This window comes from Erythrobacter colymbi, from assembly GCF_002155685.1.
GTDB lineage: Bacteria > Pseudomonadota > Alphaproteobacteria > Sphingomonadales > Sphingomonadaceae > Erythrobacter > Erythrobacter colymbi.
The window spans coordinates 107,793-123,354 of the sequence record NZ_MUYK01000005.1; the positions used below are offsets into that span (position 1 = coordinate 107,793).

Here is a 15,562-nt window from a genome sequence, read left to right on the forward strand (position 1 = left end):
CGAACACTCACCAGCGGGAGCTTTCTCCTTGGCACGTATCGTGATGAAATTCGGCGGCACCTCGATGGCCGGGACGGAGCGCATCCGCCGCGTGGCCAATATCGTGCGCGCGCAGGCCGCGCGCGGCGATCAGGTGGCGGTGGTCGTCAGCGCGATGGCGGGCGAGACCGACCGGCTCGTCAACTTCTGCCGCGAGGCGAACCCGCTTTACGACCCTGCCGAATACGACGTGGTGGTGGCGAGCGGCGAGCAGGTCACCAGCGGCCTGCTGGCGCTCACCCTGCAAGCGCTGGGCTGCAAGTCGCGCAGCTGGCTCGGCTGGCAGCTGCCAGTCAACACCATCGAGGCCCATGCCAAGGCGCGGATTGAATCGATCGATTCCGAAGCCCTGATCGCCAGCATGGAAGCGGGCGAGATCGCCGTGATCCCCGGCTTTCAGGGCCTTTCGGAAGACAATCGCGTGACCACGCTCGGCCGCGGGGGTTCCGACACTTCGGCGGTGGCGGTCGCGGCCGCGATCAAGGCGGACCGCTGCGACATCTATACCGACGTCGACGGCGTCTACACCACCGACCCGCGCATCGTCGCCAAGGCGAAGAAGCAGAAGGCGGTGACCTACGAGGAAATGCTCGAACTCGCATCCGTGGGCGCCAAGGTGCTCCAGACCCGCTCGGTCGGCCTTGCCATGAAGGAAAAGGTGCGGGTGCAGGTGCTTTCGAGCTTCATCGGCGAGGGCGCGCCGCCCGCCGACGATCTGCCCGGGACGATGATCGTCTCGGACGAGGAAATGGACGAATTGGTGGAGAAGGGCCTGATGGAACGCCAGCTTGTGACCGGCATCGCGCATGACAAGAACGAGGCCAAGGTGATCCTCACCCGCGTGCCCGACCGTCCGGGCGCGGTGGCGAACATCTTCGAGCCGCTCGCGGCGGCTTCGATCAACGTCGACATGATCATCCAGAACGTCGGGCGCGACAAGGGCGAGACCGACGTGACCTTCACCGTGCCCCAGTCCGACCTCGCCCGCGCGCAGGCGCTGCTCGAGGACCGGCGCGACGCGATCGGTTTCAACCGCATCATCACCGACAGCAAGATCGCCAAGATCAGCGTCGTCGGTGTCGGCATGAAGAGCCACGCGGGCGTCGCCTCCTCGATGTTCCGCGCGCTGTCCGACCGCGGCATCAACATCCAGGCGATCAGCACCTCGGAAATCAAGATCAGCGTGATGATCGACGAGGACGAAACCGAACTCGCTGTGCGCGTGCTTCACACGGCCTACGGGCTCGACGCGAAGGACTGACCGGCGCGGGCTCCACCGTTAGCTTACGGATAGCCCGTTTCGTCCGAATTAACCATTTCAGGTGACTCCGCTTTAACGTTTTGGGCCGGACTGTGCGACCGCTCATTCCCGAGCGAGGAGTCGCATGCCATGGCCATCAAGGCCCATCTCGACCAGCCCGCCGCCACCCCGGATACCCGGCCCGAAAGCCAGCGCGCCGCCCCGCGCAGGGCGCTGTGGCTGGAAACCAGCGGCTTCTTCGCCGATGCGGGCCCCGACGGGGTCGAGGCGAATGTCACCATCCACAACATCTCGGCAGCCGGCCTGCTGCTGGAGACCGGCATTGCCCTGAGCGAGGGCGAGCAGCTCGCGCTCGACCTGCCCGAAGCCGGCGCGGTGATCGCGACCGTCGTGTGGCGCAGCGAACGGCTCTACGGCTGCGCCTTTGCCGAGCCGCTCGGCGCCGCGGCGCTGGCGGCCGCGCAGTTGCAGGGCTTTGCCCCGGGCGTGCCGACGCGGCCGCTTTCATCCGGCCTCGGCGCGGGATCGGCGCTCGGCACGGCACCGGGCGAGACACTCGGCGCGCGGCTCAACCGCTTGCGGCGCGAGGCCGGGCTGACGCTCGCCGACATCGCCACCACGCTCGGCGTCAGCAAGCCGACGGTCTGGGCGTGGGAAAAGGGCAAGGCCCGCCCCCTGCCCGAACGGCTGGAATCGATCGCCGCCGCGCTCGGGGTCGCCCCCGACCTGCTCGCCGCCGCGCCCGCCCCGCGCGAAATCGACGCGGTGATCGCCGAATGCCGCGCGCGGATTGCCGAGGCTTGCGGCACCGATCCCTCGGCGGTGCGGATCATGATCGAGGTGTAATCCTGAACCCCGTCCGGACTACAAGCGGTTACGGATGCGCCCAATACGTATTGGATAGACTGCCCCAATAGAAAAGTATGGTAAACGAAACCCGGAGGTGATTCGTTTTTTAGTCAAGTAAATTTACTTAACTAACAATAAAAGCGTTCGTCGTCGGGAAAACAAGGGAAAGTTTTCTTTGGGTCGTGTTGCGTTAGTTACCAAGTAATTCTGACTAGGAGCGAGTTGGCGAATCTTTCGTTGGACCGCTGGGGCACTGTCGGTATGAAAATCGGGTTGAGTGACGTCGAAGGCCATGTGCTGCATGGTCTGCTTGAAGAAACATCGGGCGATATCGTGATCAGGCTGGACCGGCACGGTTTCATTATCCACGCGTCCGCGAACATTGCGGAAATCGGCGTGGACATGTCCGCCACGCTGCTGCTTCCGCACATTGCCGATCTGGCGGAACGCGAGCACGCCGCTTTCCTCTCCGATCATGTGACGCGCGTGCTGGAAGGCTGTTCGCAGCTCGGCTGGATCGAGTTTCCCGTCATCGCCTGCGCCGAACGCAACACCTGCCGCGAGACCCGCTGCCAGCGCTGGTATGCCCTGAGCCTCAGGCCGATGTGCACGCCCGACGGCACGCCCGACGGGGCCATGTACCTGATGCGATCGGTGCAGCAATTGCGCAGCCTCGAAGGCGAGCTTCACGCCCGCGCGGTCACCGATCCGCTCACCGGTCTGTCCAACCGTCAGGCCTTCTGCGCCAGCCTGCGCCGCCATCTGGCACATGGCGGCGGGCAGATGATCGCGGTCTTCGCGGTCGACGGGATGCGCGCGCTGCTGCTGCGCTATGGCCAGCGCACCGCCGACGAGGTGCTGTGGGGCTTTGCCAAGTTCCTCGAGACGATGGCGCTGCCCGGGCACGAGCTGGCGCAGCTCGATGGCGAGCGCTTCGCCGTGCTGCTGCCCGAAATGTCCTCCCGCGGGGCGCGCGAATGGGCCGAGGACGTGCTGGAAACCTTCGCAGGTCTCGCCGCCCCCGCCTCCGCCAAGGCCCCGCAACTGACAGCCAGCGCCGGGCTCGCACGTGTCGAATGCACCGTCGACTGGACGTTGCGCGAGGCAGAGCTGGGGCTGGTGCTGGCGCGGGCAGGCGGCGGGCGTCAGGCGGCGGTCGCAGGGCATCGCAGAGCTGCCTAACTGGACTTGTGACACGGGGCCGCTAAACCGCCCCCATGAGCCACATTGCCACCATCCTGCTGCTCGGTTCGGGCGAGCTGGGCCGCGAATTCGTCATTTCCGCAAAGCGCCTCGGCGCGCGGGTGATCGCCTGTGACAGCTATGACAACGCCCCGGCGATGCAGGTCGCGGACGGGCGCGAGGTGTTCTCGATGCTCGATGGCGCGGCGCTCAGGGCCGCGGCGGAGAAGCACCGGCCCGATCTGATCGTCCCCGAGATCGAGGCGATCCGCACCGAAATGCTCGCCGATCTGGAAGCGGAAGGCTTGCGCATCGTCCCCTCGGCGCGCGCCGCGCAGCTCACCATGAACCGCGACGCGATCCGCGATCTGGCGGCGGGCGAGCTCGGCCTCGTCACCTCGAAATACGGCTACGCCGAGAGCTTCGCCGAGTGCGAGGCCATCGCCGCGCGCATCGGCTATCCGCTGGTGATGAAGCCGGTCATGTCCTCCTCGGGCAAGGGCCAGAGCAAGGTCGACGGGCCCGAGGCGCTGGAGGCCGCGTGGAATTACGCCGTCGCCAACATGCGCGGCGACCGCGCGCGGGTGATCGCCGAGCAGTTTATCGCCTTCGACTATGAAATCACCCTGCTGACCGTGCGCCATGCCGAGGGCATCAGCTTCTGTCCGCCCATCGGCCACCGGCAGGAACGCGGCGACTACCGCGAAAGCTGGCAGCCCGCCGCCATGAGCGCCGCCGCGCTCGCAGCCGCGCAGGACATGGCCGCCAAGGTCGTCATGGCCTTGCAGGGCAACGGCCGCGGCTGGGGGCTCTACGGCGTCGAATTCTTCGTGCGCGGGGAGGAGGTGATCTTCTCCGAGCTCTCCCCGCGCCCGCACGACACGGGCATGGTGACGCTCGCGAGCCAGGACCTCACCGAGTTCGACCTCCACGCCCGCGCCATCCTCGGCCTTCCGGTGCCCGCCAGCATCGCCGCCCGTCCCGCCGCCTCCGCCGTGATCCTCGCCGACCGCGAGAGCGATGATTTCGCCTTCGAAGGCCTGTCGCAAGCGCTGGCGCTGGGCGATACCGACGTGCGGATTTTCGGCAAGCCCGTCACCCGGCCTTACCGCCGCATGGGCGTGGCGCTCGCCCGCGCCGCCGACGCGCCCGCAGCGGTTGCGCTGGCCAAGCAGGCGGCCGACGCCGTGCGGATTGTCTATTCGCCTTCGAGCGACTAGGGCGCGGCCCATGGAAACCTACCCCAAGACCGCCGCCGCCATGAAGCGCGGCACCGACTTCCTCGGCTGCGAGACCGCGATCCTGTGCGGCGCGATGAGCTGGGTGAGCGAGCGCAACCTTGTCGCCGCGATCTCCAACGCGGGCGGCTTCGGCGTGATCGCCTGCGGGGCGATGACCCCCGAACTGCTCGACCGGGAGATCAAGGCAACGCGCGCGTTGACCGACAAGCCCTTCGGCGTGAATCTCATCACGATGCACCCTGACCTGATGGAACTGATCGACGTGTGCGCCTACAATCAGGTCAGTCACGTGGTCCTCGCGGGTGGCATTCCACCAAAGGGTTCGATTGAGTCGATCCACGATTCCTGTGCGCACAGCGATGGTGCAAAGGTAATCTGCTTTGCCCCCACCCTGGCGCTCGCCAAGAAGCTGCTGCGCTCGGGCGCGGATGCGCTGGTGATCGAGGGGATGGAAGCGGGCGGACATATCGGCCCGGTCTCGACCAGCGTGCTGGCGCAGGAAATCCTGCCGGAACTCAGCGCCGATCACCTGATCTTCGTCGCTGGCGGCATCGGCCGGGGCGAGGCGATTGCCTCCTACCTCGAAATGGGCGCGGCGGGCGTGCAGCTCGGCACCCGCTTTGCCTGCGCCACCGAGAGCATCGCCCACCCCGATTTCAAGAAGGCCTTCTTCCGCGCCTCGGCCCGCGAGGCGGTGGCATCGGTGCAGGTCGACCCGCGCCTGCCGGTGATCCCGGTGCGCGCGCTCAAGAACAAGGGCACCGAGGAATTCACCGCCAAGCAGCGCGAAGTCGCCGCCCTGCTCGATGAAGGCGGGATCGACATGGCCGAGGCCCAGCTCCAGATCGAGCACTTCTGGGCCGGAGCCCTGCGCCGCGCGGTGATCGAGGGCGATGTCGAGAACGGCTCGGTCATGGCCGGGCAGTCGGTCGGCATGGTCACCAGGGAAGAACCCGCTGCCGACATCATCGCCGAGCTGATGGGCCAGTGCGAGGCGGCGCTCACCCGCTGACATGACCCAACCCCTCGTCCTCACACTCGCCTGCGCTGACCGGCCCGGCATCACCGCCCGCGTCACCGGCTTCCTGTTCGAGCGGGGCGCCAACATCCTCGACGCGCAGCAGTTCAACGACCGCGGGGAGGCGGGCGGGAGCGACCGGTTCTTCATGCGCGTGGTGTTCGATCCCGACGGCTCGACGCCCGAGGGCCTGCGTGCGGATTTCACCGCGCTGGCGGGCGAGTTCGGGATGGAATGGAAGATGGCGCGCGAGGACCGGCCGCGTCGCACCATCATCATGGTCAGCAAGTTCGACCACTGCCTCGTCGACCTGATCTACCGCTGGCGCACCGGCGAACTGGCGATCGATCCGGTGGCGATCGTCTCCAACCACCCGCGCGAGGCCGCGATCCGGGTGGATATCGGCGATATCCCGTTCCACCACATCCCCGTCACCCCCGACACCAAGCCCGCCGCCGAGGCGCAGTTGCGGGCGCTCGCCGAGGAAACCGACGCCGAGCTGGTGGTGCTGGCGCGCTACATGCAGGTCTTCTCTGACGCACTCTCGGCCCATTTCGCGGGCCGCGCGATCAACATCCACCACTCCTTCCTCCCCGGCTTCAAAGGCGCGCGGCCCTATCACCAGGCCCACGCGCGCGGGGTGAAGATCATCGGCGCGACCGCGCATTTCGTGACCGCTGATCTCGACGAGGGGCCGATCATCCACCAGGATGTCGAGCGCATCACCCATGCTGACAGTCCGGAGGACCTTGTCCGCAAGGGCCGCGACATCGAGCGCCGGGTGCTCGCCGAGGCGGTGCGTCTCTTCGCCGAAGACCGCGTGCTGATGAACGGAAACCGGACGGTCGTCTTCAGGGGCTGATCCGGGCCGCATGGGAGGGAGAGGGACAATGATCAGAACCGCCGCCGCACTGGCGCTCGCGCTGGTAGCGCTCCCTGCATCCGCCGAAGAGGCGCCCTACCGCCCCGACTGCGGCAGGATCGACGCATTCCTCGGCAAGCTGGTGGCCGATGGCCGCACCGTCGGCGCTTCGGCGCTGGTGTGGAAGGACGGGGCCGAGGCCTGCTTCGAGGCCGTCGGCGATGCCGACCGCGAGGCCGCCCGCCCGATCGCGCGCGACACGCTGTTCCAGATCTATTCGATGACCAAGCCGGTCACCGGCGTCGCGCTGATGCAATTGTGGGAGCAGGGCAAGTTCGGGCTCGACGATCCGCTCGAATGGCACCTGCCCGAATATGCCGCGCTGAAGGTCGCCGACGGCGAGAACCCCGATGGCTCGCCGATCCTGCGCGAGCCGAAGCGCAAGGTCACGATCCGCGACGTGCTGCGCCACACCGCGGGCTTCACCTATGGCGCGGACGGCGAGCCTCAGAACGCCGCCGACCGCGCATGGAGCCGCCTGCAACCGCTTGCCTTCGACAAGACGCTCGCCGAATTCTCGCAGGCGATGGCGCAGGTGCCGCTGCTCTACGATCCGGGCGCGCACTGGCATTACAGCGCCGGGGTCGACGTGCAGGCGCGGCTGGTCGAGGTGCTCTCGGGCCAGCCCTTTGCCGAGTATGTCGCGCAGCACATCTTCCAGCCGCTCGGCATGAAGGACAGCGGGTGGAAACGCACCCCGGCAGACCGCGCGCGACTGGCGAGCGCCTATTACGCGGAGGCCGGCGCGCTCGTCCCGGTGCCCGAAGCGCTGCTGCTCGAACCCAATTTCAAGGGCAAGCCGATGACGATGGGCGGCGCGGGGATCGTCACCACGGTGGACGATTACATGACCTTCGCCCGGATGCTGCTCGGGCAGGGCACGCTGAATGGCACCCGCATCCTCAAACCTTCGACGCTGCGGTTGATGACCACCGACCAGCTCGATCCGCGCATCCCCACCGAGAACCGCCAGTGGCTCCCCGGCAAGGGCAGCGGCGGGTTCGGCATCGACCTGTTCGTGCGCACCGCCCCGCCGCAGAGCCCGCAAGAGAACCGCGGCAGCGTCGGCGAGTTCTTCTGGGACGGTTTCCCCTCGATGCTGTTCTGGGTCGATCCGGCACAGGACATGGCGGTAGTCTTCGCCACGCAGAAGATACCCTTCGACAACGCGATGCACCGCGAATTCCGCGAAGCGGTTTACGGCGCGGACTACCAGGGCCCGGCGGGCGACTGATTCACGCCATCTTAAATCACTGATGTCATTGCCCCTTTGATGGAGGGCATGATGTCGTCACTATCGTGGGAAATGGTGCGCCTCTTGGCGCTGGTGGTGGTTTTCGTTCCGGTGCTGGCGGTCAACCTGCGCAGCGGCAACCTGCCCAACTGGTGTGCGGCGGCGGTACTGGTGGCGGGGCTTGCCCTCGGCCTGACCCGCGACGGGCCGGCGGAGGCGCCCTGGCTGTTCTGGATCATCGGCACGGTGGTGTGGATCGGCATCTTCACCTTCGTCGGCGGCGTGCCGGGCGGGGTGGTGAAGGTCGCGATCGCCTTCCTGCCATGGTTCCACGACGCCGGAGACTATCTCCTCTTCATCACCATCGCGATGGGACTGGCCGCCGCAGGCGCGTTCCTGCTCCGTCGCGAGAGGATTCCGATCGCTCCCGGCATGATGATCGCCGGGCTGGGCATGTTCGCTTTCGCCGCTATCGGCTGAGGCGCGCACCCCCCCGCTTTTGGCGAGTTGTGCGAAGCATCCCCGTGCGGCATCCTCGCGCGCATGATCGTTGAACGCCTCGACCATGTGAACATCATCACCGACCGTCTCTCGGAGACCGCACGGTTCTATGCCGAGCTGCTCGATCTGGAGGAACGCGACGCGCCGCCGCCGCTGACGCCGGCGCAGGCGCGCTGGATGTATGACGCGCGCGGGCAGGCGATCCTGCACATCAACGCGGTCGATTGCCCCCGCGCCTTCGACCGCGCGGTGCAACCGGGCGCGGAGACGGGTGCGATCCACCACGTGGCGCTGCGCTGCGGACAGTTCGAGGAGGTCGTGGCGCGGCTCGATGCGCGCGGGGCGGATTACCGCGTGAACGACCTCTCCAGCATCGGCCTCAGGCAGATCTTCACGGCCGATCCGAACAACGTGCTGCTGGAGCTGAATTTCTTCGCCTAGCTCCTGGCCCGTCATGCTGAACTTGGTTCAGCATCCATTTGACGGCCTGGCTGTGCGCCATCGAGGGCAGTGCCCGGCCGCCGGATGGACCCTGAAACAAGTTCAGGGTGACGATGATGCGGAGATCACCCCTCCCCGCGCACCAGCACCCGCCATGCCTCGGGCGCGCGTTCGTCCTCGAGCGGGTTCCACACCATCGCCATCCGCGCCCGCGCCTCGGCTTCCGGCACGCCTGCCGCGCAATCGAGCAGGTAGAAGAACGCCGTCACCCGGAAGTTCATGATGCAATGGACGTGGGTGGGGCCGGGTTGCGCTGCCAGCGCTTCGGCCAAGGCGGCGACATGGCCGGGCGTCGGCGCGTCGAAGGGTACGGGAATGTGGGTATAGGCAATACCCTCGGCCGCGAGCAGCGCGGCTTCCCCGGCCAGCGCCTCGGGGTGGCTGTCGAGCGCGAGGTTTACCACATGGCGCACGCCGATCGCGGCAAGGCGCGCCGGGTCATGCGGCTCGAGCTTGCCCGAAGTGGTGATCCCGTCGGGCCGCCGCTGCCAGTTGCGGATGTCGACGGGATCGCTGCCGGCCATGACTACCTGCGGGCGATCTTCTTGCCCGCCTCCAGCGCCTTGTCCTCGTTCGCGCGCTTGATGACATAGGCGCGGATCGCCTCGATCTCTTCCTTCGAGAGCGACCCGGCAAAGCTCGCCATCCCGCGGTCCTTCAGCGCCCCGTCATGCACCACGGTCTGCCAGGTGGCGGCGCTTTCGAGCGCGCCCGCGCGGCGCAGGTCGGGGAGCACGGTCGATCCGACCGCGCCCGGCGCGTGGCACACCGCGCAGTAGCGGCCATACTTGGCCTGCCCCACGGCGATGACCTCGGGCGAGGCGGTGCTCGGCGGCGGGTCGAGCGGCAGGTCGGCGAGCGGCGGCGGCGGTGGCAGCTTGGCGGTGCCGCCGAGCTTGAACACCAGGAGGCGGCTGATGTTGCGCACCGGCGCCTTGCGGTTGATGAGATCGCCGTCGACCGAGAGGGCATAGGCCCCGCCCCAGCCCGCGAGCACGGCGACATATTGCTCGCCGTTGACGGTGTAGGTGATCGGCGGGGCGACCACGCCGGTCTGCGCGGCGAAGCTCCAGAGCTTCTTGCCGGTGCCTGCGTCATAGGCGTTGAACTCGCTCCCTGTGGTGCCCTGGAACACGAGCCCGCCGCCGGTCGCGAGCAGCCCGCCGTTCCACGGCCCGGGGTGCTCGACCGTCCAGCGCGCCTTCTGCGCCACCGGGTCCCACGCCACCAGCCGGCCCTTGAGCGTGCCCGCCGCCTGCTGGCGGAAGCCACCGTCGGGGGGCAGGTTGCCGGCGAAGTCGAAGCCGACATTGAACCCGCGCGCGGTGTCGGGCTTCCAGTTGGCGAGCGGGGCGTAGAGCATCCCCGCCTCGAAGGCCGGGATATAGACCAGCTTTTCCTTGGGGCTGAAGGCCATCGGGTGCCAGTTGTGCCCGCCCAGCGGCCCGGGCAGCACCATCGCGGGCTTGCCGGTGCGGTCGACGCGGGTCTCGGGGTTCTCGATCGGGCGGCCGGTCTTGGGGTCGATCCCGGTCGCCCAGTTGAGCCCGACATAGGGCTTGGCGCTGATGAACTTCCCCGTCTCGCGGTCGATGACGTAGAAGAAGCCGTTCTTGGGCGCCTGCATCAGCACCTTTCGCAGCTTGCCGTCGATTTCCATGTCGGCGAGCATGATGTGCTGGGTGGCGGTGAAGTCCCACGTCTCGCCCGGCGTGGTCTGGTAGTGCCAGACATATTCCCCGGTCTTGGGCCGGATCGCGACGATGCTGGAGAGGTAGAGGTTGTCCCCCTCTCCGCCGCTGCCGTCCTTGGCCGGCGAGCGGTAGGCGCGGTTCCAGGGCGAGCCGTTGCCGACGCCGATATAGAGCAGGTCGAGCTCCGGGTCGTAGGCCATCGAATCCCACACCGTGCCCCCGCCGCCGATCGCGTCGTTGGCGCCGAGAACGTCCATGTTCCACGTTTCCGCGGCCTTCTGGAGATAGGCCGGGGCATCATCGCCCTGCTTGCCCTCGGGGACGGTGTAGAACTTCCACAGCTGCGCGCCGTCGTTCGCGTCATAGGCGGCGACGAAGCCGCGCACCCCGAACTCCGCCCCGCCATTGCCGATGATCACCTTGCCATCGATCACGCGCGGCGCGCCGGTGATGGTGTAGCTCTTGGACTGATCGACCGTGACCTTCTCCCACAGCACCCCGCCGGTGTTGCGGTCGAGCGCGATCAGGCGGCCATCGAGCGTGCCGAAGAACAGCTTGTCGCCATAGGCAGCGAGCCCGCGGTTCACCACGTCGCAGCAGGCCTTGACCGCGGTCTCGCCCGGAACCTTGGGGTCATATTCCCAGAGCGGCTTGCCGGTGGTGGCGTCAAAGGCCTTCACCTTGCTCCACGCGGTGGTGAGGTAGAGCTTGCCGTCGATCACCAGCGGCGTCGCCTCCTGCCCGCGGCCGGTGTCCATGTCGGCATACCAGGCAAGGCCGAGCTGGCCGACATTCTCGCGGTTCACGCCCTCGAGCGGGGAATAGCGCTGTTCGGAATAGGTGCGCCCGTGGCTGATCCAGTTGGCCGTGTCGCCATCGGCCCCGACCAGCATCGCGGTAGTGACGCCCTCACCCTCGCCGCCGCCGAAGATCTGGCTGCAATTCGCCAGCATCCCGGCTGAAAGCAATACCGCCGCCCCCGCGGCCCAGCGCCTGAAGTCCATCGATCCCTCTCTCCCCGCCCTGTGGGCCGTGTCTGTTTTGCGGTATGTTGCCGCGCCGTGGGCGGCTTGTCCATTCCCGCTTGTCGGAATGCCCCCGCCGCGTCAGAACGGCGCGCGGGTGGGTGCAAGGAGACATGACCGATGTGCGATGAAAGCAAGCTCGAGGAATGGGCGAAGGCCGCGATCAGCCGCCGCCAGTTCGGCGCGCTCACCGGGGCCGCGGCGCTCGCCGCCTGCGCCAGCGGAGAGAGCAACGCCACCACTCCGCTCCCCGGCCTCAAGGAACAGGCCGTCAGCTTCCCCACCGCCGACGGCACGCTTGACGGGTTCCTCGTCCAGCCGGCCAAGGGCGATCACCCCGCCGTGATCCTGTGGCCCGACATCGCAGGCCTGCGCGAAGCCAAGCGCAACATCGCCCGCAACCTCGCCGCCGAGGGCCACGCGGTGCTGATCGTGAACCCCTATTACCGCGACGTCGCGGGCGAGCAGTTCGCCGACTTCGCTGCCTTCATCGCGGGTGGCGGCTTCCAGAAGGTCGGCCCGTGGCGCGGCAAGCTCAATGCCGAGGCGATCACGCGCGATGCGACGTCCATCGTCGCGTGGCTCGACCGGCAGGACGGCGTCGACACCGCGCGCGGCATCGGCACGCAGGGCTATTGCATGGGCGGGCCCTTCACCGTGTGGACCGCCGCCGCCGTCCCCGCCCGCGTCCGCGCCGCGGCGAGCTTCCACGGCGGGGGCCTCGTGCGGCCCGACAACCCGATGAGCCCGCACATGCTGCTCGGCAAGACGCAGGCGAGCTTCCTCATCGCCATCGCCAAGAACGACGACGCGCAGGCCCCGGCCGACAAGACCGTGCTGCGCGACGCCGCCGAGGAGGCCAAGCGCCCCGCCAAGGTCGATGTCTACGCCGGCGACCACGGCTGGATGGTGCCCGACAGCCCCGCCTACAACGCCCCCGCCGCAGCGCAGGGCGAGGCCGACCTGCTGGCGCTCTACAAGACCGCGCTGGCGTAGAACCTCCGTCGGATCATCACACTCCCCCGTCTCCCCGGACTTGATCCGGGGCCCCGCTGCCTTTGGGCGCCACCATTGCTTGTGAGGAAAGAAGCGGGATCCCGGGTCGAGCCCGGGAAGACGGAGGTGAGAGGGCTTTCTGCTTCGCCTGTGAGTTCAGACTTAACGCAAAATCAATTCGCGCCAACTAGTTGCATGCCAGACAAGCACGGAGCCACGGCGTGAATTTCAAGCGTAGCCATCTCGCAATCGGAGCCGCAGCCTTGCTTGCGCTCGGAACCTATATTTCTGCCAATAATGATCCGTGGGGCTCCAAGCAGAAGCAGGTTGAAGAGGCTGTCGCCGCTCAACTGAAAGACCCCGGCAGTGCACAATTCCGGAATTGGCGGACCGGCACCAATGTGACGTGTGGCGAGGTGAACGGTCGCAATTCGTTCGGCGCGTATTCCGGGTTCACGGAGTTCGTCTACAAGGACGGACAGGTTCACCTGAAGCCGGATTCCGCAATGGCCAACGCCTTCCTTGAAGGCAAGGCACCGCCCGATCTGGAAGCTGCTACGGCGCAAATGGAAGCGCTGACCGCTTGGCTCAAGCTAGCACAGGAATGCTACGCCTAGGCAAACTCCGCGAGCCAGCCTCGGCTGCTTCTGGCCGAACCGCGGCTAGCTCACTCGATCTCGCGCGCGATCCGGATGCCCATGTTGACCTCGCGCCCGATGGTTGCCTGGCGCGAGGCCGAGCGCGCCTGATTCGCGCCGCCGGTGAAGGAGCCGCCGCGGAACACGTGGCCCTCCCCGCCCCGGTCGCAGTCCGTCACCCACGGCGAGCCGTCCGCCGGGATGCCGTCGAGATAGACGTGGAAGCAGTCCTGCACCCATTCGCGCACATTGCCGTGCATGTCGTAGAGGCCGAAGGCGTTGGGGGCCGAATAGCCGACCGGTTCGGTGTTGCGGCCGTTGCAGCCGCCCATCAGGCTCGTGCTGGCGGGGTTGCTGAAGTTGGCTGTGTTGGGCTTGCCCGGCTCGCAGACCGGATCGGCCTCACCCCAGGGGAAGCGGCCGGTCGATCCGGCACGCGCGGCATATTCCCACTCGGCCTCGCTCAATAGCCGGTAGCGCTTGCCCGTCTCGGCGCTGAGCCAGGCGACGTAGGCGGCGGCATCGTCCCACGCGACATTGATGACCGGACGCCGTCCGCGCCCGTAGCCCGCATCGCCCGGCCAGCCGGCATCGCGCCGCTCGCCATAGGCCTTGCGCGCATTGTCCTCGCATCCCCCGGCGGCGACACATTGCTCCCACTCGTCCCAGGTGAGCTCGTAGCGCGCGACGGCAAAGGGCTTCGCTATGGTGATCGCGGCCTGCGGGCCTTCGGTGAAATCATGGCCCTTCTCGTCCTCGGGCGAGCCCATGACGAAGGTCCCTGCGGGCAGGACGACCATCTCCGGCCCCGCCGAGCCGTCGCGCAGGGTATCGCGCAAGACCGCGCCGGGCGCGAGGGCACCCTGCTGCGCCAGCGCCGGGGTGGCGAGAGCGGCGGCAATGCAGGCGAGCGCCGCGGCTTGCCGGAAGGTTCTGCGCATCATGGCCTCGTCCTCCCCGTCCGCCGCAGCCCCGCCGCCTACGCCTTGTGCAGCTTCGCGCGCTCGTTCGCCGCGCCGAAGCGGCCGTGCTTGCGGTAGCGCAGCATCCACTTGTCGAGGAACAGGCCGAGCGGCTTGGCCTCGATGCCGAGGTCGGCGAGACCGAGCGCACCGGGCGCCACCGTGCTGCCCGGCTTCAGCAGCGTCCACTGGTCGCGGCTCATCGGGGTCAGCGGCATGGCTGCAAAGGCGGCGCTGATCCCGTCGGGCACGGCGAGGAAGGTGCGCTTGCGTCCTTGCGCTGCGGCGATGCGCTCGTGGATTTCCATCATGGAGAGCTGCTCCGGCCCGCCCAGCTCGAAGGTCTTGCCGCCGTGCGCCTGCGGATGCTCGAGCGCGACCGCGACGGCCTCGGCGACATCGTCGGCATAGACCAGTTGCAGCTTCGCCTCGGGGCCGAACACCGGGAGCACCGGCAGCAGCTCGATCATCCCGGCGAACAGGTTGATGAAGTTGTCGTCCTTGCCGAACACGATGGATGGGCGAAGGATCGTCGCCTTGGGGAAGGCGGCCAGCACGGCGGCCTCGCCCTGCGCCTTGCCGCGCGCATAGGCGGTGGGCGAGGAGGCGTCCGCGCCGATCGCGCTGACATGGACGAGGCTGGCCACGCCGCGCTCGGCCGCGAGGCGCGCGATGGTGCCGGGGGCCTCGCCCATCAGCTTGCCGAGATCGCCGGTGAAGGCGCCGACGAGGTTGACGACATGGCTCGCGCCCTCGAGCGCGGCGGCGACGTGGGCTTCGTTGGTGATGTCGCAGGGGGTGAGCTGGAGCTGGCCGAGGTTGGCAAGCGGCTTGAGGCTCTGCGCCTTGCCCGGCGCGCGGCTGGCAAGGCGGATGCGCGCGCCTCGGCTCAGCAGGGCCTGCGCGACGTAATTGCCGATATAGCCGGTGCCGCCGAAGATCGTGACCAGCTGGCCGGCAAGCGGGGAGGAGGTGGGGGACGGCATGAGGGTCTGTGCTCGCTCGTGATGGCTGCGTGTTGCTGCGCAGCGCTTTGCGACAAGCGCGGGCCGGAGGCAAGGGGTGTGGGGGCGCGTCGTGGCGGTGGGGGGATAACGGGAGGGGCGGGTGTTGCGGGGGTTTGAGGGCGCGCGGCGGGGTGATCGGGCAGCGGGGCGAATCTCCGGCCTCTCGCCAGCCCCGCCCAGACCACCTCCAGCGCGGCCCAGACGAGTGCCAGACCCCTGCCAGAGCCCTCCAGACCCCCGCCAGACCCTCCCCAGCGCGGGGAAAACGGCACTGTTCCACGTGAAACACGCCGATCGCGACAATCGGCGAGGTTTGCATTGACAGCACCCCCCGCCCCCCGCTAGAGGCGCGCCCCTACCCAGCCTCCGGCGACGACGACCGGAAGCATCCGTGCCCAGATGGCGGAATTGGTAGACGCACCGTCTTCAGGTGGCGGCGCTCGCAAGGGCGTGGAGGTTCGAGTCCTCTTCTGGGCACCAAAACTCCTGCGG

General features: G+C 67.9%; 15 protein-coding genes and 1 tRNA gene. 12 read left to right on the forward strand and 4 right to left on the reverse strand.

The genetic code is table 11. The annotated features are described in order from the left end of the window. Positions 1-28: 28 nt before the first annotated feature. From BZF57_RS12360 to BZF57_RS12400, 9 genes are all read left to right on the forward strand, one after another. Entirely contained in the window at positions 29-1,300 is a 1,272-nt protein-coding gene (locus tag BZF57_RS12360; protein ID WP_086738327.1) for an aspartate kinase, read from the forward strand. Positions 1,301-1,429: 129 nt separating this feature from the next. Continuing rightward, positions 1,430-2,146, forward strand: a complete 717-nt coding sequence (locus tag BZF57_RS12365) for a helix-turn-helix domain-containing protein (RefSeq protein WP_086738330.1) — start codon at positions 1,430-1,432, stop codon at positions 2,144-2,146. 276 nt (positions 2,147-2,422) lie between these two features. Next, complete coding sequence (locus tag BZF57_RS12370) at positions 2,423-3,331, forward strand: sensor domain-containing diguanylate cyclase (RefSeq protein ID WP_162291004.1); 909 nt, start codon at positions 2,423-2,425, stop codon at positions 3,329-3,331. 35 nt (positions 3,332-3,366) lie between these two features. Beyond that, positions 3,367-4,551: a formate-dependent phosphoribosylglycinamide formyltransferase gene (gene purT / locus BZF57_RS12375; protein ID WP_086738335.1), complete on the forward strand. Its 1,185-nt coding sequence runs from the start codon at positions 3,367-3,369 to the stop codon at positions 4,549-4,551. Between the two features lie 10 nt (positions 4,552-4,561). Continuing rightward, positions 4,562-5,584: an NAD(P)H-dependent flavin oxidoreductase gene (locus tag BZF57_RS12380; RefSeq protein WP_086738338.1), complete on the forward strand. Its 1,023-nt coding sequence runs from the start codon at positions 4,562-4,564 to the stop codon at positions 5,582-5,584. Position 5,585: 1 nt separating this feature from the next. Continuing rightward, positions 5,586-6,452, forward strand: coding sequence for a formyltetrahydrofolate deformylase (gene purU / locus BZF57_RS12385; RefSeq protein WP_086738340.1), 867 nt, complete (start codon positions 5,586-5,588; stop codon positions 6,450-6,452). Positions 6,453-6,480: 28 nt separating this feature from the next. Beyond that, positions 6,481-7,746, forward strand: coding sequence for a serine hydrolase domain-containing protein (locus tag BZF57_RS12390; protein ID WP_086738343.1), 1,266 nt, complete (start codon positions 6,481-6,483; stop codon positions 7,744-7,746). A 48-nt stretch (positions 7,747-7,794) separates the two neighbouring features. Beyond that, a complete protein-coding gene (locus BZF57_RS12395) occupies positions 7,795-8,226 on the forward strand; it encodes a hypothetical protein (protein WP_162291005.1) in 432 nt (143 codons plus the stop codon). 63 nt (positions 8,227-8,289) lie between these two features. Continuing rightward, a complete protein-coding gene (locus tag BZF57_RS12400) occupies positions 8,290-8,688 on the forward strand; it encodes a VOC family protein (RefSeq protein ID WP_086738349.1) in 399 nt (132 codons plus the stop codon). A gap of 125 nt (positions 8,689-8,813) precedes the next feature. On the opposite strand, the gene BZF57_RS12405 is transcribed toward BZF57_RS12400, so the two are convergent. Continuing rightward, positions 8,814-9,272 (reverse strand): beta-lactamase hydrolase domain-containing protein, encoded by a 459-nt coding sequence (locus BZF57_RS12405; RefSeq protein WP_086738352.1) that lies wholly within the window; start codon positions 9,270-9,272, stop codon positions 8,814-8,816. Between the two features lie 2 nt (positions 9,273-9,274). Continuing rightward, the gene (locus BZF57_RS12410; RefSeq protein ID WP_240505968.1) at positions 9,275-11,446 is read right to left on the reverse strand and encodes a PQQ-dependent dehydrogenase, methanol/ethanol family; all 2,172 of its coding nucleotides are present in this window, start codon (positions 11,444-11,446) and stop codon (positions 9,275-9,277) included. Between the two features lie 141 nt (positions 11,447-11,587). Between BZF57_RS12410 and BZF57_RS12415 the strand changes: the two genes are divergently transcribed. Together BZF57_RS12415 and BZF57_RS12420 are read left to right on the forward strand one after the other, a co-directional pair. Continuing rightward, a complete protein-coding gene (locus tag BZF57_RS12415) occupies positions 11,588-12,463 on the forward strand; it encodes a dienelactone hydrolase family protein (protein WP_086738354.1) in 876 nt (291 codons plus the stop codon). 221 nt (positions 12,464-12,684) lie between these two features. Beyond that, positions 12,685-13,080: a hypothetical protein gene (locus tag BZF57_RS12420; RefSeq protein ID WP_086738357.1), complete on the forward strand. Its 396-nt coding sequence runs from the start codon at positions 12,685-12,687 to the stop codon at positions 13,078-13,080. Between the two features lie 50 nt (positions 13,081-13,130). On the opposite strand, the gene BZF57_RS12425 is transcribed toward BZF57_RS12420, so the two are convergent. Both BZF57_RS12425 and BZF57_RS12430 read right to left on the reverse strand, forming a co-directional pair. After that, complete coding sequence (locus BZF57_RS12425; RefSeq protein ID WP_206073250.1) at positions 13,131-14,045, reverse strand: formylglycine-generating enzyme family protein; 915 nt, start codon at positions 14,043-14,045, stop codon at positions 13,131-13,133. 35 nt (positions 14,046-14,080) lie between these two features. After that, positions 14,081-15,049 carry a complex I NDUFA9 subunit family protein gene (locus tag BZF57_RS12430; protein WP_086738361.1) on the reverse strand — a complete coding sequence of 323 codons (969 nt, stop codon included), beginning with the start codon at positions 15,047-15,049 and terminating at the stop codon, positions 14,081-14,083. A 414-nt stretch (positions 15,050-15,463) separates the two neighbouring features. Between BZF57_RS12430 and BZF57_RS12435 the strand changes: the two genes are divergently transcribed. Further along, a tRNA-Leu gene (locus BZF57_RS12435) sits at positions 15,464-15,550 on the forward strand. The last annotated feature ends 12 nt before the right edge of the window (positions 15,551-15,562 follow it).